Source organism: Comamonas koreensis (assembly GCF_021026195.1).
GTDB lineage: Bacteria > Pseudomonadota > Gammaproteobacteria > Burkholderiales > Burkholderiaceae_C > Comamonas > Comamonas koreensis.
This window is the reverse complement of record NZ_JAJNCT010000020.1, coordinates 109434-127110: the sequence shown is the minus strand read 5'-3', so window position 1 is coordinate 127110 and position 17677 is coordinate 109434. Positions and strand designations below refer to the sequence as shown.

Sequence of the window (17677 nt, the reverse complement as noted above, 5' to 3'; positions counted from 1 at the left end):
CATGCGCCAAACCAACCGCAACACATCTCTATTCGCCATGCCGCTGCTGGCCTTGGCGGCCGCGCTGCTGACCGGCTGTGCCTCCAAAGGCCCGCAGGGCTATGGCGCTGCCGAGCAAAGCACGGCGGCCCAGGCCCAGCAGCAAATGGAAAAAGCCGCCCAGCTGACCCAGATCGATCCGCAGCAAACTTATCTGAACCTGATCCGCCAGATGCAGCAGGCCAACCAGTGGTATGCGTCGCTCGCGCACACGCAGGCCTTTGAGCGCCAGTACGGCAGCCAGCCGCAGATCCGCTTGATGCGTGCCGATGCACTGCGCAACACCGGCCAAGGCAAATTGGCTGAACAGGGTTACCAGGCCTTGCTGGCCGACCCCGACAGCGGCACCGTGGCGCGTGCGCGGCGCGGCCTGGGTCTGCTGTATGCCAGCCAGGGCCAGTACCCCAACGCCATTGCGCAGCTGGAGATGGCACGCCAGATCAACCCCATCGATGCCGATGTGCTGAGTGACCTGGCCTACGCCCATATGCTCGATGGCCAGACGGAAGCCGCCCACCTGCCCGTGCTGCAAGCGGCGCAGCTGGCCCCCAGCAATGCGCGGGTGCAGCTCAACTTGGCTCTCTACCTGATGGCCAGCGACCAGAAGGCACAGGCTTCGCAACTGCTGCAGCGGCTCAGCCAGCCCGCCGCCAAAAATGTGCCCGCGCTGATTGACGCGAACTCAATGCAGACCTTGCAAGCCCAGTTGCAGACGGTGCAGACCGCCATGCGCCGGCGCAACGGTGGCGAGTTGCCAACGCCAGCACCTGCTGCGGCGGTGCCGATGGTGGACAGCGCCACGCTTGCAGCCAGCCCGCTGACCTCTCCGGCTACCGCCCCTGTTGTAGCCCCGGCAGCAGCGCCATCCGACGTGCCAGCGGCGGGCCCAGGGCCTGCTATGCCCACGGCCTTGCGCAGTACGGCCACTGGCAACGACAGCCCGCAAATCATTGATTCCCCGGCACGCCCCATCGCGCCTTAGCACCCCAGGAGTACCCCATGTCTCAGTTTCCTTCTCTCCCCACCTGGCGTTCCGTGCTGATGCTGGGCCTGGCTGCTGGTGCCGGCCTCTCGGCAATCGCCGTGCATGCAGAATCCAGCCGCACCGTGGTATCGGTTGAAGCCCAGGTACCCAGCCTGGAAATGACACGCCAAGCGCCGGTGGTGGATATCCCCGAGCGCGTCTCGCCCGCCACCCAGCCCTATATCCCGCTGGCTACGGAGAACAGCAATCCGTCGCTGGAGAACCCGGTCATCTGGCGCAGCCGCCCCATCGTCATCGGCAACGCCACCGAACGCCTGCTGGCGCTGCAAACGGCATCACCGGGCGTGCATCCACGCCCCATCGATGGTGAGCAGGCCAGCCGCAGCTACCAGCGCTACCTCAAGAGCTTCGAGACCAAGATCCCCGAGCGCTTTGATACCGGCCTGGATGTGAAGAAGTAAAGCCCAGGAGCCCCGCATGCGCCCGCACCCCACCCCTTCCATGCACTGCTGCAGGCGCTCGCGCCAGCAGCGCGGCGTGTATGCGCTGGAGTGGGCGATCATCTTCCCGGTGTTTTTTGTGCTGCTCTACGGCATCGTCTGCTATGGGCTGACCTTTCTGGTGCGCCAGTCGATGCAGTATGCGGTCGAGGAAGGCGCCCGTGCAGCGCTGCGCTACCCCAGCTCTACGATCATCGGCAGCAACCCGCCCACCTGGGCCTTCCGCAGCCTGCAGGCGCGCCGCACCACCGCCAATGCGCTCAACTGGTTGCCGGCTGAGCTGCGGCCAGCCGAGAGCGATATCAACTTCACGCTCTGCCACCTGGCAGACACCGCCTGCAACCAGGACACGGCGCTGAACCCGGCGCTCGACTGCAATATCGAGACCCCTTGCCTGGTGCTGGTCAGCTACCGCATCGCCAACTACCGCCAGGGCGCCATTGCGCCGGCTATTCCCGGTTTCGGCCTGTTGCTGCCCGCCAGCCTGCAGGCCCAGGCGAGCCTCTTGGTGGACAGGAGGATGCTATGAAGCAGCTCCGCCAGCATCGGCACACCAGCACTCAGCTGCGACGCCAGCGCGGCGTCGCCGCCATCGAATTCGCGCTGATCGCCGTGTTCATGATTGTCATGCTCCTTGGCGTGACGGTGTACTGGCGGGCTTTCCAGGCGCAGCAGTCGCTCACGCGGGCGGCGGGCGATGGCGCGCGCGCCATTCTGGGCGTGCTGGCAGCGGGGGTCAGCGACCCCTGCCACCCCACGCAGGCAGCAGCCAACCGCGCCACCATCCAGCTGCGGGTGGCGCAATCGGTGCGCTCCAGCCTGGAGCGCAGTGACATACCGGGCACGGTGGGCGACCAGCTGACCGTGGGTACCATCCAATGGCAAGCGGCCTGCCCGAGCACGGGCACCGGCAGTGCCAGCTTTGAGCTGCGCTACCAACTCGCGCCACTGTTCGGCACGCAAAGCGCCTGGGTTACCGAGCCCCGGCAGCTCTATGAAAAAAGCGTGGTGCACTTTGCATCGCTGCTGTGAGGAGGATCTACACCATGTCCGCCTTTAGCGCTCCCTCCGTACGCCGACCCATGCCCCTGGTGCAGCGCGGCGCCGTGCTGGTGCAGTTTGCGCTGCTCGCTGCCGTGCTGGTCACCCTGCTGGGCACCGTGCAGATCGGCTATATGTACTACGCCAAGCGGGATCTGCAGCGCATCGCCGATGTGGCCGCGCTCGAAGCTGTCAACGCCATCACCTATGGCAACTCTGCCACCTGCGGGCAGGGCCAGGCAGCGGCCAACCAGAGCGTGACCACGCAAATGCGCCTGTCGCTGGACAAAGAACAGCGCCGCATTGACTGCGGCCACTGGGACAGCAGCAAGGCCGATGCGCTGCGTTTTGGCCTCAACAGCAGCCCGATGAATGCCGTGCGCGTGCAGCTGCAGGGCGAGGTGTTGCAGCTGGTGCCGTTTATCGGCTCGAGGGTCGTGGCAGCCGCCGCCACTGCGGCCAAGGACAGCGAACCGGTGGCCGCATTCTCGATCGGCTCGCAGCTGCTGCGCTTCAACAACAACGGCCTGCTCGGGCGCATCACCGCGCTGGTGGGGCTGGATATCCAGCGCCTTACCGTGCTGGACAAGGATGGCATCGCCAATGCCAAGATCACGCCGTCTGGCCTGCTCAAGGTGCTGGGTCTGCCCATCGGTGTCAACGACCTCGCCCTGCTGACCCCCAATGACCTGGCCAATGTCAACGCGTCGGTGATCGACCTGATCGACGCCGCAATCCAGGCGGGCAGCGACAGCCTGCTGAACGCCGGTGTCGACATTGCCGCCTTGGTTGATCTGCGCGCCTACCTGGCAGCTTTTCAGATCGCGAACATCAAGCTGCCACTGGGGGGAGACAAGGGCTTGCTGGCCGTCATCTCGGCCGGCGGTGCGGCCTCGCCCATCGGCGCCGGGCTGGATGCCGCTATTGGCCTGGGTGACCTGGTGCGCACCCACCTGGTCGCTGCCAATGGCAGCAACAGCGTGGCACTGGGCCTGGGCTTGCCCGGCATTCTGGATGCCAACCTGACCGTGGTGGAACCACCGCGCAATGCCATCGGCCCAGCCAATGGGCTGACCAAGGCCCGCAGCGCCCAGGTGCGCCTGACCGTCAACATCGGCGAGCAAAAGAATGTCAGCACGCCCGGCCTGCTGACCGCGCTGCTGGGCAATCTGCTGGGCATCCGGGTGCACATCCCCATTCAGGTCGATCTGGTGCGCAGCACCGGCACGCTGGAGGCCATCCAGTGCACGCCCGCCCGCAACAACCGCCGGGCCAATATCTCCGTGCGCTCGGCGATTGGCGATGTCTGCATTGGCCAGCTCAACGCCAACGGTGTCTGCCAGAAAACCGAGCTGGTGGACCTGAACCTGCTGAACCTGCTGGGCGGGCTGCGCGTGCAGAGCAAGCTGTCCACCTCGGTACTGCAAGGCGCTACCTACTCATCGCCGCCCAATGCCCAGGCCTGCCCCTACAACAGCAGCAATGTGGACGAATGCCTGGTCGGCATGCAGGTGGATGTCGAACGATCCAGTGGTCCCAACGGATTGCGGCTGGGCACGACGGTCAGCAATCTGTTGAAGCAGGTGCCTGCCCTGGTAGGCGATGTGCAGAACGCCGAGTACTACGGCGTGCTGGGGGGACTGCTTGGCGGGCTGCTGGGTGGTTTGCTGGGCGGCCTCAATGCGCTGCTCAATGTGGTGGTCACGGTGGTGAGCGCCTTGCTGGCACCACTGCTCAACACCATTGGCGGTGCGCTCGATCTGCTGCTGCAGGGCCTGGGCATCGAGCTGGGTCGCGCCAGCGTGGATTTGCTGGGCATCCAATGCGACACCGCCCAGATCGTGCAATGAAGACAGGAGTGAGCGCAACGACATGAAGAACCGAGGGAATAGAACGTGAATCAGAACGATTTGGTCATCTACGTCTGGGAAGGCCAAGCGGACATTGCGGAGCGGGTGGAGCGCTGCATGGTCAACTTGGATGTGGACGTGGTGCGCGCCGATGGCCTGACCCTGTCGCCGATGGCGGCACAGGGGGGCAATGCCATTGCCGTGGTCAGTGTGTCGGTGCTGGAAGGTGCGCGCTTTACGCGCCAGGGGATCGAGGGCAACTTTGGAGGCATGCCGGTGCTGTGGGTCAGCGCCAAGCCGCGTGGCGAAGGACCGGGCACCTATGCCACCGAGTACTCCCATGTGCTGCCCTTTGACTTTACCGGCGCCGAGCTGCGGGCCATGCTGGTGCGCATTGTGCGGCGCCTGCAAAGCACCAGGCACAAGCCGCCGCGTGGCGACGACATCATTGCCGAGGCCGAGGTCATGCTGGCCCTGCTGCGCGATGTGGACACCTTTGCCGACTGCGAGCACAGCGTGCTGATCTTTGGCGAGACGGGCACTGGCAAGGAGCGCATTGCCGAGCGCCTGCATGAGCGCAATACGCACTACGGCCAGGGACCCTTTGTCGTGGTCAACTGCGGCGCCATCCCTGACGGCCTGTTTGAGTCGCTGTTCTTTGGCCATGCCAAAGGATCGTTCACCGGTGCGGTGACGGCGCACAAGGGCTTTTTCGAGCAGGCCAATGGCGGCACCTTGTTTCTCGACGAAATCGCCGACCTGCCGCTGTACCAGCAGGTCAAGCTGCTGCGTGTGCTGGAAGAGCGCACGGTCACCCGGCTGGGCGCTACCTCGCCGGTGGCGCTGGATTTCCGCCTGGTCGCGGCCACCAACAAATCGCTGCGCGAGCTGGTGCATGCCGGGCGCTTCCGGGCCGATCTGTTCTTTCGCCTGGCGGTGATCGAGCTGCAGATGCCCAGCCTGGAAGAGCGTGGCGAGGCCGACAAGCTGGCCATCTTCAACAGCATTTTGCGCAAGGTGGTGGGCGAGGAGATGATGGAGCGCCTGGGCGGGCCGCCGATGTACATCCTGGATGCCATTGCGCAGATGTACTTTCCCGGCAATGTGCGCGAGCTGCGCAACCTGGCCGAGCGCATTGGCGTGGCTGCCCGCCAGACCCAGGACTGGCATGCCGGTGGCGCCACCGAGCGCCTGCTGCAGCAGGCCCAGAGCCTGTCGGCCACCACCTTTCCGCTGGAGCCCCATGCCGCCGAGCCGCTGCTGGCCGACCGCAGCAACTGGGATCTGGAAGAGCGCAACCGCATCATCGAGGCACTGCACGCCAATGCCTGGAAGCGCCAGAACACCGCGCAGCAGCTGGGCATCAGCCGCAAGGTGCTGTGGGAGAAGATGCGCAAGTACCAGATCTCGGACGGCGAACCGCTGGTGCCCCTGGCACCGGCCGCCGCGCAAGCCAACGACAACCTGCCCCTGTGACCCTGCAAACCCAGCCTTGGCCGACCATGACAGACAAACCCCTGATCGTTTTTGTAGGCGCGGTGTACCCGAGCCAGTACAGCCTGCTGTGCAGCTACCTGCGGGCCCAGGGCCTGGCCGATGCCTGGTTCATGACCACACCCGGCCACAAGGCCAACCATGACAAGCACTGCGACCACCTGCTGTCCTTCCAGCCCGATGGACTGATCGTCGGCCCCCAGAGCTACTACTACTCGGACAAGGTCGAACGCTCGGCGCGCATTTGCCGGGGCGTGCTCAAGGCGCTGGAAGACTTTGAAGCCGCGCAAGGCCGCAAGATCGATGTGGTGGTGGCCCATTCGCTCTGGGGCGCGCCCAACTGGCTGTATGGCGAGCTGGACGCCGCCATCATCAGCTACATCGAGTTCCCCAGCTACCTGGCACATGGCTGGGATGCCGCCTACCCGCCCGACCAGGCCCAGCGTCTGGGCGACCGCAACACCGAGATGCTGAGCTTTCACCAGGTGCTGTGCAGCGACCTGACCATTGTGCCCAGCGCCTATGCGCGCTCGATGTTCCCGCCGCTGCTGCAGGACCGGGTGGCGGTACAGTTCGAGGGATTTGACATCCAGCCGCCGCTGCGCAATTTTGGCGCGGCCGGCGATGCAGCGGGCGATACGAAAAAGCCTTTTACCATCGCGTTCTCGGCGCGTGATCTGTCCAGTGCCAAGGGCTTGGAGACCTATATCCGGCTGGTGGACCGCATGGTGCGCGAAGGCGATGGCCAGAACACCCGCTTTATCGCCATTGGCGATGCCAAGGCCTCCACCTATGGCTATGAGCAGCAATGGGTAGAGCGGCGCTACGGCGGCAAGGTGGAGAGTTTTCGCGACCACCTGCTCAAGGTCTACCCTGCGGCTGATGTGATCGAGTTCCCGGGCCACCTGCCCTATGACCAGTTCTCGGCGCTGCTGGCCGAGGTTGATCTCTTCCTCTACCCGCTGCGCTACGGCGTGGCCAACTGGGGCCTGATGGAGATCCTGGCGCGCGGCGGCTGCGTGATTGGCTCCAACTGGGGCTTTGCACCCGAGCTGATTGCCCACAATGTCAACGGCCTCTTGCTGCCCGACAACGACGACGACTGGATCGACGCGATACGGCAGCTGCGCAAGGACCCGGCCCGGCGCCAGCGCTATGCCCAGGCTGCGCTGGAGACCGGCAAGGCCTACCACATCGCCAAGGTGGCGCCCCGCTTTATGGCGCTGTTTGAGCGGGCGATGGCCAACCGCAAGGCGCAGCTGGTGGCACCGCGCTGACCGGCGCTGTTGTCTAGGCCGCTTGCTTCCAACGCGCGAAGCCCTGTGCGCGCAACGCACAGGCCGGGCATTCGCCGCAGCCATAGCCCCAGTCATGGCGCTCGCTGCGGTCGCCCTTGTAGCAGGTATGGGTGTCCTCCTGCACCAGGGCCGTCAAGGCGTCGCCGCCCAGGTCTTGCGCCAGCTGCCAGGTCGCGGCCTTGTCGATCCACATCAAGGGCGTCTCCACCACCAGTGGCCGTCCCAGGCCCAGGCTGAGCGCCACCTGCATGGCCTTCATCGTGTTGTCGCGGCAGTCGGGGTAGCCGGAGAAATCGGTCTCGCACATGCCGCCCACCAGCACCGTGCACTGGCGGCGGTAGGCCACCGCAGAGGCCAGGGTCAGGAACACCAGGTTGCGCGCCGGCACAAAGGTATTGGGCAGGCCATCGGCCTGGTAGGCCAGTGCGGCATCGCTGGTCAGCGCCGTATCGCTGATCTGGCCGAGCACATCGATGTTCAGCAGGTGGTCATCCCCCAGCTTTGCCGCCCAGTGGGGGAACTGCGCGCGCAGGTGAGCCAGCACGGTGCTGCGGCATTCCAGCTCCACCCGGTGGTTCTGGCCGTAGTCGAAGCCAATCGTTTCGACATGGGCATAACGGCTCAAAGCCCAAGCCAGGCAGACGGTGGAATCCTGTCCACCCGAAAAAAGTACCAGCGCCTTGGCGTCTTGCATGCTGCGCTTCTCCATCCATCAAAAATTTAAGAACCAGGCTCTGTTGACAACGGCCAATGGCCTAGCTGCGCTCACCCCAGGCCGTGCTGGCATCGGTCAGCGCATCGCTGCGCGTGGCCGAAAGAATTGCGTCGAGCAGGCCGGGAAAGCGGGCATCGAGGTCTTCGCGCCGCAGCGACAGCAGGTTCTCGCGCCCCGCAGGGCGCTGCCAGATCACGCCGCTGCTGCGCAGCACGCGCCAGTGGTGCGTCATCGTGGACTTGGTCTGGTCGCGCAGCAGCGCCGTGCAGCTGCGCTCCTGGCCATCGGCCAGCACGCGCACCACCGCCAGCCGGGTGGGGTTGCCCAGGGCGGTGAGCACATTTTCCAGATGGATCTGTGCCGCTTCAGGGTGGTGAGGAATCATCGGGGTCCATGCGCCACGGAGGCGCGCATCGGCTGACATAGCCGGGTCTTGCCAAAGGGCGCCATTCTGCCTGGGTCGGCAGGGCTGGCAGCCCGAATGGCGTTATTGTCCCCAAACCGCCAATACCCATGACGACAGTACGATTGTCTTCGTACTATTAATATCGCTCTTTTCTGGCCCTGTGCCGGTGCTCTCTTGAAGGCACCGGATGTCGCAAAGTGGGAGCGCACAGGGCTGTAACACGCAGCTGAATCCGGCTGAAAAACCGACCCAAGGAGGTCAACATGGCCCGCCATACCCCCATAGAACGCTATCGCAACATCGGCATCTCTGCGCACATCGATGCCGGAAAAACCACGACGACCGAGCGCATCCTGTTCTATACCGGGGTGAGCCACAAGCTGGGCGAGGTGCATGATGGCGCCGCCACGATGGACTGGATGGCCCAGGAGCAAGAGCGCGGCATCACGATCACCTCGGCAGCGACAACGGCCTTCTGGTCGGGCATGGAACGCAACTTCCCAGCCCACCGCATCAACATCATCGACACCCCCGGTCACGTGGACTTCACGATCGAGGTCGAGCGCTCCATGCGCGTGCTCGACGGCGCCGTCATGGTCTATGACTCGGTGGGCGGCGTGCAGCCGCAGTCGGAAACCGTCTGGCGCCAGGCCAACAAGTACAAGGTGCCACGCCTGGCCTTTGTCAACAAGATGGACCGCATTGGTGCGGACTTCTTCCGCGTGCGCCAGATGATGGTGGACCGCCTGAAGGCCAACCCCGTGCCCATCGTGATCCCGATTGGCGCCGAGGCTGAGTTCTCCGGCGTGATCGACCTGATCAAGATGAAGGCCATCATCTGGGACGAGGCCTCGCAGGGCATGAAGTTCGAGTACCGGGACATCCCCGCCGAGCTGCAGGCCTCTGCGCAAGAGTGGCGTACCAAGATGGTGGAAGCCGCAGCCGAAGCCAGCGAAGCGCTGACCGACAAGTACCTGAACGATGGTGACCTGCCTGAGGCCGACATCATTGCGGGCTTGCGCCTGCGCACGATTGCGACGGAGATCCAGCCCATGCTGTGCGGCTCGGCCTTCAAGAACAAGGGTGTGCAGCGCCTGCTGGACGCCGTGGTCGAGCTCATGCCTTCGCCGCTGGATGTGCCTGCGGTGACTGGCCACAGCGAAGACGAGAACGACAGCACGGTGCTGACGCGCCGCGCTGACGATGGCGAGAAGTTCTCTGCCCTCGCCTTCAAGCTGATGACCGATCCCTTTGTGGGCCAGCTGACCTTTGTACGCGTCTACTCGGGCGTGCTCAGCAAGGGCGATCTGGTCTACAACCCGATCCGTGGTCGCAAGGAGCGCATTGGCCGCATCGTGCAGATGCATGCCAATGAGCGCCAGGAAATCGATGAGATCCGCGCCGGCGACATTGCCGCCTGTGTGGGCCTCAAAGAGGTGACGACCGGAGAGACCTTGAGCGACCCGAGCGCGCCCATCATCCTGGAGCGCATGTCCTTCCCTGAGCCCGTGATTGCGCAAGCGATCGAGCCCAAGACCAAGGCCGACCAGGAAAAGATGGGCATCGCCCTGTCGCGCCTGGCCGCCGAGGATCCCTCGTTCCGCGTGCGCACCGATGAGGAATCGGGCCAGACCATCATCGCCGGCATGGGCGAGCTGCATCTGGAGATCATCGTGGACCGCATGAAGCGGGAGTTCAACGTGGAAGCCAATGTGGGCAAGCCCCAGGTGGCCTACCGCGAGACCATCCGCAACACGGTCAAGGATGTGGACGGCAAGTTTGTGCGCCAATCGGGCGGCAAGGGCCAGTATGGCCATGTGGTCTTCACCCTGGAGCCGATGGAGTCCGGCGAAGGCTTTGCGTTTGTCGACGAGATCAAGGGCGGTGTGGTGCCACGCGAGTACATCCCCGCCGTGGAGAAGGGGGTGCGCGAGGCACTGACGACCGGCGTGCTGGCCGGCTACCCGGTGGTGGATGTGCGCGTGCGCCTGACCTTTGGTTCGTACCACGATGTGGACTCGTCCGAGCAGGCCTTCAAGATGGCGGCCATCTTTGGCTTCAAGGAAGGCATGAAGAAGGCCAACCCGGTCATCCTGGAGCCGATGATGGCGGTCGAGGTGGAAACGCCTGAGGACTATGCCGGCACCGTGATGGGCGACCTGTCATCTCGCCGGGGCATGGTGCAGGGCATGGACGACATTGCCGGTGGCGGCAAGAGCATCAAGGCCGAGGTCCCCTTGTCCGAGATGTTTGGCTATGCGACGCAGCTGCGCTCGATGACGCAGGGCCGCGCCACCTACACGATGGAGTTCAAGCGCTACACCGAAGCGCCTGCCCATGTGGTGGCGGGCATTGCGACCCGGTCGAACCGATAAGGCCTGGGCCTGCTATAGCAGGCCACTGAGCCCATAGGCAAGCAAGTCAACAGGCACACCGCCCCCAAAGCGATGTGCCTGTTTTTTATGCGCCCTCCTCAAAAGCGCCAGGTGGCACCCAGCAAAGGCCCGGCCATCGTCACATCGATGCGGGTGCCGCCCCGGCGGTAGTCCAGGGTCAGCACCCGGTAGCCCAGCGAGACAAAGGCCTGCTCGCTCCACTGGTAGTTGACGGTGGCAGCGACCTGGTGCGTGGCCCGCGAGCCCACGCCAAAGCCACCCACATCGCCATAGGCCAGGGCCGACCAGCGCGGTGCAATGGGGATATGGGCGCGCAGGCCAAGGACAGGGTCGACAAAGCGCTTCTCGGGCGAGGTCTGCACCAGGCCGCCCGCCACATCGACCGAGGCCTTGACGCTCCAGGCGCGCAGGCCCGCCAACAGATCCAGGTTGATATCGGCGTTGGAGACCGCACGGTAGCCCGCAGCCAAGGTGGCGGAGGCCTGGCGGAAGCTGCCCGATGCCGGCAGGCCAGGTGGCAACTTGCCCGAGCGCGAACTGGATGAATAGCTGATGTCGCCCAGCAACACCAGGCGGTCCTTGCGGGCATAGCCGGTCAAAAAGAACGCCGCATCCAGGTCCTTCATCACCTCGGAAAAAGACTTGTCCATCGACACCACACTGCTGCCCTGAAAGGGCCGCAGATCCCCCCCCACCCCACTGGCCCAGACATAGGGCGTGAGCTGAACCGCCCAGGCGCCAGTAGCGCCCTCTTCGGCCGGTGGAGGCAGCTGCTGCGCCACAGCGGCCAAGGGCAGGCCCGCAACGGTAGCCAGCACTGCAAGGCGGCGCCACGCAGTGGCGCTAGAGAGCACCCGGTGGCGCAAATTGGAAGACCCTGGCATCGCTATCCCTCCATCTGGCCGCACGCGAGACGACGGCAGCTTTTTCGAAAAATAAAACAACTTATATATTGAACAAATCATCGCATGAATTTGCGGCCATGCACAGCGACGGCAGAGCCCGGCCACCCCGCCGCCGGGTCGCCGGACCGCCGGACCGCCGGACCGCTAACTTACATGTGCAAAGCGCTCGGCCAGCCAGTCGATGAACACCCGTACCCGTGCCGAAGGCTGGCGGCTGTAGGGATGGAGTACCGACACCGGCATGGACGGCGGCGGCAGATCGGGCAGTACCTCCAGCAATTCGCCCTCCTCCAGTGCCTGCGCGATGCGGTAACGTGGCACCTGCACCATCCCCAAGCCCGCCATCGCAGCGCCGGTGTACAGATCAGCGCCGTTGACGGTGATGCTGGGCTTGATGCGCCGCTCCACCACCTGCTTGCCCACGCAGAACTCCAGCGCCACCGCCCGGCCCGTGGCGCTGGAGACATAGGCCACGGCGGCATGCTGGGGCAGGTCATCCAGCGACGCGGGCAGGCCATGGCGCGCGGCATAGGCCCGGCTGACCACGGTCACCTGGCGCAGCGACGCGACCTGGCGCCCGATCAGCGTCGAGCTTTGCAGGCTGCCGGCCCGCAGTACGCAGTCCACCCCTTCGCGCACCAGGTCCACCAGGCGGTCGTCTTCGGCCATGTGCAGCTGCACCTCGGGGTAGCGGTCGGCAAAGTCACCCAGGTGCGGCATCACAAAGTAGCGCGCCAAGGTGCCCTGCAGATTGACCCGCAGCAAGCCTTGTGGCGGCGCATGGCGAAAGGCGCTTTCGGCCTCCTGCAGATCGGCCAGCAGCCGGGTGCAACGGCGGTAGTAGTCCTCGCCCTCGGGCGTCAAGCGCACCTGGCGCGTGGTGCGGTCCAGCAGCCGCGCGCCCACGCGGGCCTCCAGCCGCTGGACCAGGTTGGTCACCGTGGCACGCGGAATCTGCAGGTCCTCCGACGCCTGTGCAAAGCTGCTGCGGTCGGCCACCCGCACAAATACCTGCATTTCCTGAAAACGGTCCATCGCCAGCATGCCGCGCCAGAGCGGCGCAGATTATTAAAGTAAACCGAATTATAAAATTCAAATCAGGGTAATGATCTTTTGAATGGAATAGTCAAAAATCCAGCCATTCCATCAACGACAGGAAAGCAGACATGACCAAGCCCACCTCCATTGCCCTGATCACCGGCGCATCGCGCGGCATTGGTGCCACCATAGCCCGCCGACTGGCCCAAGAGGGCTATGCCATCGCCATCAACTACGCCAACAACGCGCAAGAGGCCGAAGCACTGGCCCAGGCGCTGATGCAAGAAGGTGGCCAGGCGATGGCCATCCGCGCCGATATCTCACAGGCTGACCAGGTGCAGGCCATGTTCAGCGCCGTCGAGCAGCAACTGGGCAAGATTGATGTGCTCGTCAACAATGCCGGCGTGCTGACCACCAGCACCCTGGCCGAAACCAGCGATGCGCTGTTTGCCAAGACCTTTGCGATCAACACCCAGGGCGTCTTCAACACCTTGCGCGAAGCAGCCACGCGCCTCAATGACGGCGGGCGCATCATCAACCTCTCGACCACCGCACTGGCCCTGAACCTGCCCGGCTACGCCATCTACAACGGCAGCAAGGCAGCGGTAGAGGCCTTTACCCGCGTGTTTGCCAAGGAGCTGCGTGGCCGCCAGATCACCGTCAATGCAGTAGCCCCCGGCCCGGTCGCGACCGAACTGTTCTTCGCCGGCAAGAGCGAGGCCCAGATCGAACACTTTGCCAAGATGCCTCCGCTGGAGCGCCTGGGCGAGCCCGAAGACATCGCCGCCGTGGTCGCCTTTCTGGCCAGCAAGAACGCCGGCTGGGTCAACGGCCAGGTGCTGCGCGCCAATGGCGGTATTGCCTGAACCGCAGACTCAGCCCAACAAGCCGATGCAAAAGCGCTGGGCGGCAGGCAGCGGCAGATGGGACTGCGCATGCAGCGCCCAATGCGCGACGGCACTGCGGGTGCATACCGACACCATCGCTGCTTGGCCAGCGGGCGTCTCTGCCACCCACGCCCAGGCATGGGCACTGCCGCCCGCTGCGCCCTGCACGGCAGCAGCGGGGGCCGGCAGGCAGGCCAGGCGTGGCAGCATGGCAAAGTCCACCCCCGTCCCGCGCTGCTTGAACCAGGCTTCCTTCAGACTCCAGAGCTGCACGAAGCGCTGCTGGCATTGCGCAAGGTCGGCGATCTGCGCCAGCGCCTCGCGCTGGTCCGGTGTGCAGGCCAGCTGGGCCAGGTCGGCGATGGCGCTGGCCGGCTTGCGGGTGATCAGCTCCATATCGATGCCAACCGGCTCAGGCGCCAGCGCGCACGCGATCCAGCCATGGCTGTGGGACAGTGACAAATGCAAGCCCGCGCCTGTGCTTGCTGAAAGACGCGGCGGCTGCCCGGCCGGCGCCTCCAGCGACCAATCGGCAAACCGCCCCTCGTCGCCTGCCAGCAGCAACCGCAACGCATAGCGGCAGGCGATGAACTCGGCGCGGCGCGCCGGCTCTGCCATCTGCGCCAGGCGCGCTTGCTCCGAGGCGCTCAGCCACTGCGAGGGTGTGCTGGCATGCACAGCGCCCTCCAAGGCAGCCTGCGACACCAGCAGCAGCCGATGGGACACAGGAGCATTCCCGCTTTAACGCGTCTTGGCGTAGCTGCCCTTGAGGGCCACACCCACAACGATGTTGCCCGCATGGCATTCAAAGTTGACGGGGTCCTTGACGTTGTTGCCCTTGTACACGCTGTGCATGTCCACCACCGCGTCGGCCCCCCGTTTCTTGGCAGACGCCTGGAAAGCGATCAGCGCCGACAGCGCGGCCCAGCGGCAGGCGGTCAGGTCGTCCTTGCCGACGCCATTGGTTTTTTTGTTGGAGACATCATCGCCCAGCGCTTCCTTGACGGCCGGGGCTGCGGCGCCAGACAGGTGGAAGGTGACGCTCCCATCCAACTTGCCATCGGCCAGGCCCATCTGGATGACCTCGTCCAGAGGCACCAAAAGCTGGGTATCGCGCGCATGGGCAGCGCCCAGGCTGCCACAGACCAGCAGCAGCGCGCAGGCATATTTCAGTGCGTTCATTGTTCAGCTCCTGGTGCAGCAGGTACGGGCGCCACGGGCGTGCTGATCTGCTTGTTCAGGTTCTTGATCCAGCGGTTGTAGCCCGGGTGGATCCTGCGCTGGCCGTCGCGCTCCTCATAGTTCAGGTTGTTGCTACGCACATAGTTGATGTCAAAGCCCGCTGCGTCGTAGTTCACCTCGATGTAAGCCTGGTACTGGCCGGCCTTGTCATACATCAGCTCCATATGGCCAGGATCATCCTTGGTGGGCTGCCAGCCAATGTTCTGCGCGGCATTGATGATTCTGGCGCGTACCTGTTGCTCGGTCAGCGGCGGGCCGTCGGCCAGCAAGAGAATCTTTGGGTGGTCAATCAAAACAGCTTGGCGCGCCATGGCAGCGCCGGAGCACAGTGCCAGGGCCAGAATGCAGCTGGAGGTTTTCAAGAGGTTCATTTTTTTCTCATTTCCGAGTTGTGGATGGGTAGAGGACGAACTCAGGGCATCCAGCGCCTGAAGATCAGCGAGGTATTGATGCCACCAAAGGCAAAGTTGTTGCTCATTACCACGTCGGTACCAATGGCCCGGGGCTGGCCGGTGATGTAATCCAGCGCGGCGCAGCGCTCGTCCACCTGGTTGAGGTTGGCGTTCTGCGCAAACAGGCCCTCGCGCATCATCTCCAGGCTCATCCAGGCCTCCAGCGAGCCGCAGGCGCCCAAGGTGTGGCCCATGTAGCCTTTGAGCGTGCTCACCGGCACCCGGTCGCCAAAGACATCGAATGTCGCCGCCGCCTCGGCGATATCGCCCTGCTCAGTGGCGGTGCCGTGCGCATTCACATAGCCGATGTCGGCGGGCGCGAGGCCCGCGTCCTGCAGCGCCAGCCGCATGGCCTGCGCCATCGTGGCCGGATTGGGATGGGTCACATGCGTGCCGTCGCAGTTGCTGCCAAAGCCGATCAGCTCGGCGATGATGGGCGCGCCCCGGGCTGTCGCATGCGCCAGCTCCTCGAGCACAAAGGTGCAGGCGCCCTCGCCCAGCACCAGGCCATCGCGCCCGGCGTCAAAGGGCCGTGGCGTCAGCCCGGGCGTATCGTTCTTCACGCTGGTGGCAAACAGGGTGTCAAACACCGCCGCTTGCGTGGCATCGAGCTCTTCGGCGCCGCCGGCCAGCATGGCCAGCTGCTTGCCGCTCTGGATCGCCTCGAACGCATAGCCAATGCCCTGGCTGGCGGAGGTGCAGGCGCTGGAGGTGGTGATCACCCGGCCCGTCAAGCCAAAGAACACGCCGATGTTGACCGCTGCCGTGTGCGACATCATCTTGATGTAGGTATTGGCGTTGATGCCTTCGGTGGTGCGGTCCATGATCATGCGGCCAAAATCACCAATGGCCGCTGGCGTGCCTGCCGACGAACCGTAGGCCACGCCCATGCTCCCGCTCTTGAGCAGCGGGTGGCCCAGCAGACCGGCACTCTCGAGTGCCAGCTCGCTTGCGCGGGTGGCCATCAGTGCCACGCGGCCCATGCTGCGCATGGTCTTGCGGTTGTAGTGCGCGGGCAGCGCAAACTCAGGCACGGTACAGCCCAGCTGGGTGTTCAGGCCCTCGATGTCCTGCCACTCGTGCATCACGCGGATCGCATTGCGTCCGCTGTGCAGCTGTTGCCGCACCGTCTGCCAATCATGGCCCAGCGGGCTCAGGGCGCCGATGCCTGTCACCACGACACGGCGCTTGGCGCTGTGGTTGTCATTGCTCATCCCAGCATGCCTCCATTGACTGATATGACTTGCCGGGTCACGTAAGACGCATCCGGCCCCATCAAAAAGGCCACCACCCCGGCCACCTCCTCCACCGCGCCCATGCGGCGCATCGGGATCAAGTCGATCGCGTGCGCCAGCACTTCTTCGCTGACCATGTCGGTGTCGATCAGCCCGGGAGCCACACAGTTCACGGTGATGTCGCGCTTGGCCAGCTCGATGGCCAGCGACTTGGTGGCCGCGATCACCCCCGCCTTGGCCGCGCTGTAGTTGGTCTGGCCCCGGTTGCCCATCAAGGCCGACACCGATGCCAAGGTGACGATGCGCCCGGCCGCGCGTCTGCGCACCATCGGCATGACGACCGGGTGCAGCACGTTGTAGAAGGCATCCAGATTGGTGTGCACCACGGCATCCCAGTCCTCGCCGGTCATCGCCGGAAAGGCGCCATCGCGCGCAATGCCGGCATTGCAGACCACGCCGTAGTAGGCACCGTGCTCTGCCATATCAGCCTCCAGCGCAACACTGGCAGCGCTGCGGTCGGCCACGTCAAACTGCAGCAAGCGGGCGGTGCGGCCCAGCGCCTCGATATCGCGCAGGACCGCTTGCGCCTGCGCCAGGCCGCTGCGGCAATGCACGACCAGGTCAAAACCATCGCGCGCCAGGCGCATTGCAATAGCCCGGCCTATGCCCCGGCTGGAGCCGGTCACCAGCACAGTGCCCTTGGAATGGGATTGGGTTGTCATTCAATTCTCAGTCGTTTGCAGCGCCTGCACATAGGCACTGCCGTCTTCAGGTTCATAGACCGAAATGCGGGCCGTGGCACACAGCTGGTCGTCCGCACGGATGCTGCATGCAAACATGCCCAGTCCGTTCTCTGCAATCAGTTCGCACTGCGCCTGCACCTGCAGCCGGGTGCCCGGCGCAAAGAAAAGTGCCGTAGCCTCAAACTTGCGCGTGCCGAGCAAAAAGCCCAGTTTCACTGGCTGCCCTGCCTGCAGCGCACGCCATCCGGCCCAGGCCGCCACGGTCTGCGCCATGTACTCCAGCCCCACCCAGGCAGGCATGCCTTCGTCCTGCAGAAAAAGACCGCCGCGCGGCACCTGCAGCTCGGCGGTTGCACCCTCTGCGCCTGCCGCCAGCAGGCGGTCGATCAGCAGCATCGCGCCACGGTGGGGCACATAGTTCTCGATGGGCAGCATCTCAGTCATTGCTTGT

Annotated in this window: 19 protein-coding genes; 9 read left to right on the top strand and 10 right to left on the bottom strand. The window is 64.7% G+C overall.

The window, feature by feature from the left end:
- Position 1: 1 nt before the first annotated feature.
- Genes LPW39_RS14790 through LPW39_RS14760 form a run of 7 tightly spaced genes read left to right on the top strand, consistent with a single transcriptional unit; the run spans position 2 to position 7186 of the window.
- Complete coding sequence (locus LPW39_RS14790; RefSeq protein ID WP_230776494.1) at positions 2 to 1021, top strand: tetratricopeptide repeat protein; 1020 nt, start codon at positions 2 to 4, stop codon at positions 1019 to 1021.
- A 17-nt stretch (positions 1022 to 1038) separates the two neighbouring features.
- The gene (locus tag LPW39_RS14785) at positions 1039 to 1485 is read left to right on the top strand and encodes a DUF3613 domain-containing protein (protein WP_230776492.1); all 447 of its coding nucleotides are present in this window, start codon (positions 1039 to 1041) and stop codon (positions 1483 to 1485) included.
- Positions 1486 to 1501: 16 nt separating this feature from the next.
- Positions 1502 to 2053: a TadE/TadG family type IV pilus assembly protein gene (locus tag LPW39_RS14780; RefSeq protein ID WP_230776490.1), complete on the top strand. Its 552-nt coding sequence runs from the start codon at positions 1502 to 1504 to the stop codon at positions 2051 to 2053.
- Positions 2050 to 2556 carry a TadE/TadG family type IV pilus assembly protein gene (locus tag LPW39_RS14775; protein WP_230776488.1) on the top strand — a complete coding sequence of 169 codons (507 nt, stop codon included), beginning with the start codon at positions 2050 to 2052 and terminating at the stop codon, positions 2554 to 2556. The genes LPW39_RS14780 and LPW39_RS14775 overlap by 4 nt, the downstream gene beginning before the upstream one ends.
- A 14-nt stretch (positions 2557 to 2570) precedes the next feature.
- Positions 2571 to 4415 (top strand): TadG family pilus assembly protein, encoded by a 1845-nt coding sequence (locus LPW39_RS14770; RefSeq protein ID WP_230776486.1) that lies wholly within the window; start codon positions 2571 to 2573, stop codon positions 4413 to 4415.
- A gap of 45 nt (positions 4416 to 4460) precedes the next feature.
- Positions 4461 to 5891 (top strand): sigma 54-interacting transcriptional regulator, encoded by a 1431-nt coding sequence (locus tag LPW39_RS14765; RefSeq protein WP_230776478.1) that lies wholly within the window; start codon positions 4461 to 4463, stop codon positions 5889 to 5891.
- A 26-nt stretch (positions 5892 to 5917) separates the two neighbouring features.
- Positions 5918 to 7186, top strand: a complete 1269-nt coding sequence (locus LPW39_RS14760) for a glycosyltransferase (RefSeq protein ID WP_230776476.1) — start codon at positions 5918 to 5920, stop codon at positions 7184 to 7186.
- Positions 7187 to 7199: 13 nt separating this feature from the next.
- On the opposite strand, the gene queC is transcribed toward LPW39_RS14760, so the two are convergent.
- Entirely contained in the window at positions 7200 to 7901 is a 702-nt protein-coding gene (gene queC / locus LPW39_RS14755) for a 7-cyano-7-deazaguanine synthase QueC (RefSeq protein ID WP_230776474.1), read from the bottom strand.
- Positions 7902 to 7962: 61 nt separating this feature from the next.
- Entirely contained in the window at positions 7963 to 8307 is a 345-nt protein-coding gene (locus tag LPW39_RS14750; RefSeq protein ID WP_133858464.1) for an ArsR/SmtB family transcription factor, read from the bottom strand.
- A gap of 284 nt (positions 8308 to 8591) precedes the next feature.
- On the opposite strand from LPW39_RS14750, the gene fusA reads away from it, so the two are divergent.
- On the top strand, positions 8592 to 10703 hold the full coding sequence (gene fusA / locus LPW39_RS14745; protein WP_230776467.1) for an elongation factor G: 2112 nt from the start codon (positions 8592 to 8594) through the stop codon (positions 10701 to 10703).
- A gap of 98 nt (positions 10704 to 10801) precedes the next feature.
- On the opposite strand, the gene LPW39_RS14740 is transcribed toward fusA, so the two are convergent.
- Positions 10802 to 11608: a hypothetical protein gene (locus LPW39_RS14740; RefSeq protein ID WP_230776460.1), complete on the bottom strand. Its 807-nt coding sequence runs from the start codon at positions 11606 to 11608 to the stop codon at positions 10802 to 10804.
- 165 nt (positions 11609 to 11773) lie between these two features.
- On the bottom strand, positions 11774 to 12664 hold the full coding sequence (locus tag LPW39_RS14735) for a LysR family transcriptional regulator (protein ID WP_230777301.1): 891 nt from the start codon (positions 12662 to 12664) through the stop codon (positions 11774 to 11776).
- A 131-nt stretch (positions 12665 to 12795) separates the two neighbouring features.
- Between LPW39_RS14735 and LPW39_RS14730 the strand changes: the two genes are divergently transcribed.
- Positions 12796 to 13533 carry an SDR family oxidoreductase gene (locus LPW39_RS14730; RefSeq protein ID WP_230776458.1) on the top strand — a complete coding sequence of 246 codons (738 nt, stop codon included), beginning with the start codon at positions 12796 to 12798 and terminating at the stop codon, positions 13531 to 13533.
- A gap of 9 nt (positions 13534 to 13542) precedes the next feature.
- Here the strand turns inward: LPW39_RS14730 and LPW39_RS14725 are convergent, their stop codons facing one another.
- The 6 genes from LPW39_RS14725 to LPW39_RS14700 are packed head-to-tail and all read right to left on the bottom strand — an operon-like array spanning position 13543 to position 17670.
- Positions 13543 to 14280 (bottom strand): 4'-phosphopantetheinyl transferase family protein, encoded by a 738-nt coding sequence (locus tag LPW39_RS14725; protein ID WP_230776456.1) that lies wholly within the window; start codon positions 14278 to 14280, stop codon positions 13543 to 13545.
- Positions 14281 to 14295: 15 nt separating this feature from the next.
- Complete coding sequence (locus LPW39_RS14720) at positions 14296 to 14736, bottom strand: excinuclease ATPase subunit (RefSeq protein WP_230776440.1); 441 nt, start codon at positions 14734 to 14736, stop codon at positions 14296 to 14298.
- Positions 14733 to 15167, bottom strand: coding sequence for a hypothetical protein (locus LPW39_RS14715; RefSeq protein WP_230776438.1), 435 nt, complete (start codon positions 15165 to 15167; stop codon positions 14733 to 14735). Before LPW39_RS14715 ends, LPW39_RS14720 begins: the two co-directional genes overlap by 4 nt.
- 41 nt (positions 15168 to 15208) lie before the next feature.
- A complete protein-coding gene (locus LPW39_RS14710; protein WP_230776436.1) occupies positions 15209 to 16462 on the bottom strand; it encodes a beta-ketoacyl-ACP synthase in 1254 nt (417 codons plus the stop codon).
- Positions 16459 to 17205 carry a 3-ketoacyl-ACP reductase FabG2 gene (locus LPW39_RS14705; protein WP_230776434.1) on the bottom strand — a complete coding sequence of 249 codons (747 nt, stop codon included), beginning with the start codon at positions 17203 to 17205 and terminating at the stop codon, positions 16459 to 16461. The genes LPW39_RS14710 and LPW39_RS14705 overlap by 4 nt, the downstream gene beginning before the upstream one ends.
- A complete protein-coding gene (locus tag LPW39_RS14700) occupies positions 17206 to 17670 on the bottom strand; it encodes an ApeP family dehydratase (protein ID WP_230776417.1) in 465 nt (154 codons plus the stop codon). It abuts the gene before it with no gap.
- Positions 17671 to 17677: the final 7 nt, after the last annotated feature.

Excerpts from the sequence above, each read along its gene's own strand:
- LPW39_RS14790 (WP_230776494.1), top strand. The coding sequence starts at position 2 with ATGCGCCAAACCAACCGCAACACATCTCTATTCGCCATGCCGCTGCTG.
- LPW39_RS14785 (WP_230776492.1), top strand. The coding sequence starts at position 1,039 with ATGTCTCAGTTTCCTTCTCTCCCCACCTGGCGTTCCGTGCTGATGCTG.
- LPW39_RS14780 (WP_230776490.1), top strand. The coding sequence starts at position 1,502 with ATGCGCCCGCACCCCACCCCTTCCATGCACTGCTGCAGGCGCTCGCGC.
- LPW39_RS14775 (WP_230776488.1), top strand. The coding sequence starts at position 2,050 with ATGAAGCAGCTCCGCCAGCATCGGCACACCAGCACTCAGCTGCGACGC.
- LPW39_RS14770 (WP_230776486.1), top strand. The coding sequence starts at position 2,571 with ATGTCCGCCTTTAGCGCTCCCTCCGTACGCCGACCCATGCCCCTGGTG.
- LPW39_RS14760 (WP_230776476.1), top strand. The coding sequence starts at position 5,918 with ATGACAGACAAACCCCTGATCGTTTTTGTAGGCGCGGTGTACCCGAGC.
- queC (WP_230776474.1), bottom strand. The coding sequence starts at position 7,901 with ATGCAAGACGCCAAGGCGCTGGTACTTTTTTCGGGTGGACAGGATTCC.
- LPW39_RS14750 (WP_133858464.1), bottom strand. The coding sequence starts at position 8,307 with ATGATTCCTCACCACCCTGAAGCGGCACAGATCCATCTGGAAAATGTG.
- fusA (WP_230776467.1), top strand. The coding sequence starts at position 8,592 with ATGGCCCGCCATACCCCCATAGAACGCTATCGCAACATCGGCATCTCT.
- LPW39_RS14740 (WP_230776460.1), bottom strand. The coding sequence starts at position 11,608 with ATGCCAGGGTCTTCCAATTTGCGCCACCGGGTGCTCTCTAGCGCCACT.
- LPW39_RS14735 (WP_230777301.1), bottom strand. The coding sequence starts at position 12,664 with ATGGACCGTTTTCAGGAAATGCAGGTATTTGTGCGGGTGGCCGACCGC.
- LPW39_RS14730 (WP_230776458.1), top strand. The coding sequence starts at position 12,796 with ATGACCAAGCCCACCTCCATTGCCCTGATCACCGGCGCATCGCGCGGC.
- LPW39_RS14720 (WP_230776440.1), bottom strand. The coding sequence starts at position 14,736 with ATGAACGCACTGAAATATGCCTGCGCGCTGCTGCTGGTCTGTGGCAGC.
- LPW39_RS14715 (WP_230776438.1), bottom strand. The coding sequence starts at position 15,167 with ATGAACCTCTTGAAAACCTCCAGCTGCATTCTGGCCCTGGCACTGTGC.
- LPW39_RS14710 (WP_230776436.1), bottom strand. The coding sequence starts at position 16,462 with ATGAGCAATGACAACCACAGCGCCAAGCGCCGTGTCGTGGTGACAGGC.
- LPW39_RS14705 (WP_230776434.1), bottom strand. The coding sequence starts at position 17,205 with ATGACAACCCAATCCCATTCCAAGGGCACTGTGCTGGTGACCGGCTCC.
- LPW39_RS14700 (WP_230776417.1), bottom strand. The coding sequence starts at position 17,670 with ATGACTGAGATGCTGCCCATCGAGAACTATGTGCCCCACCGTGGCGCG.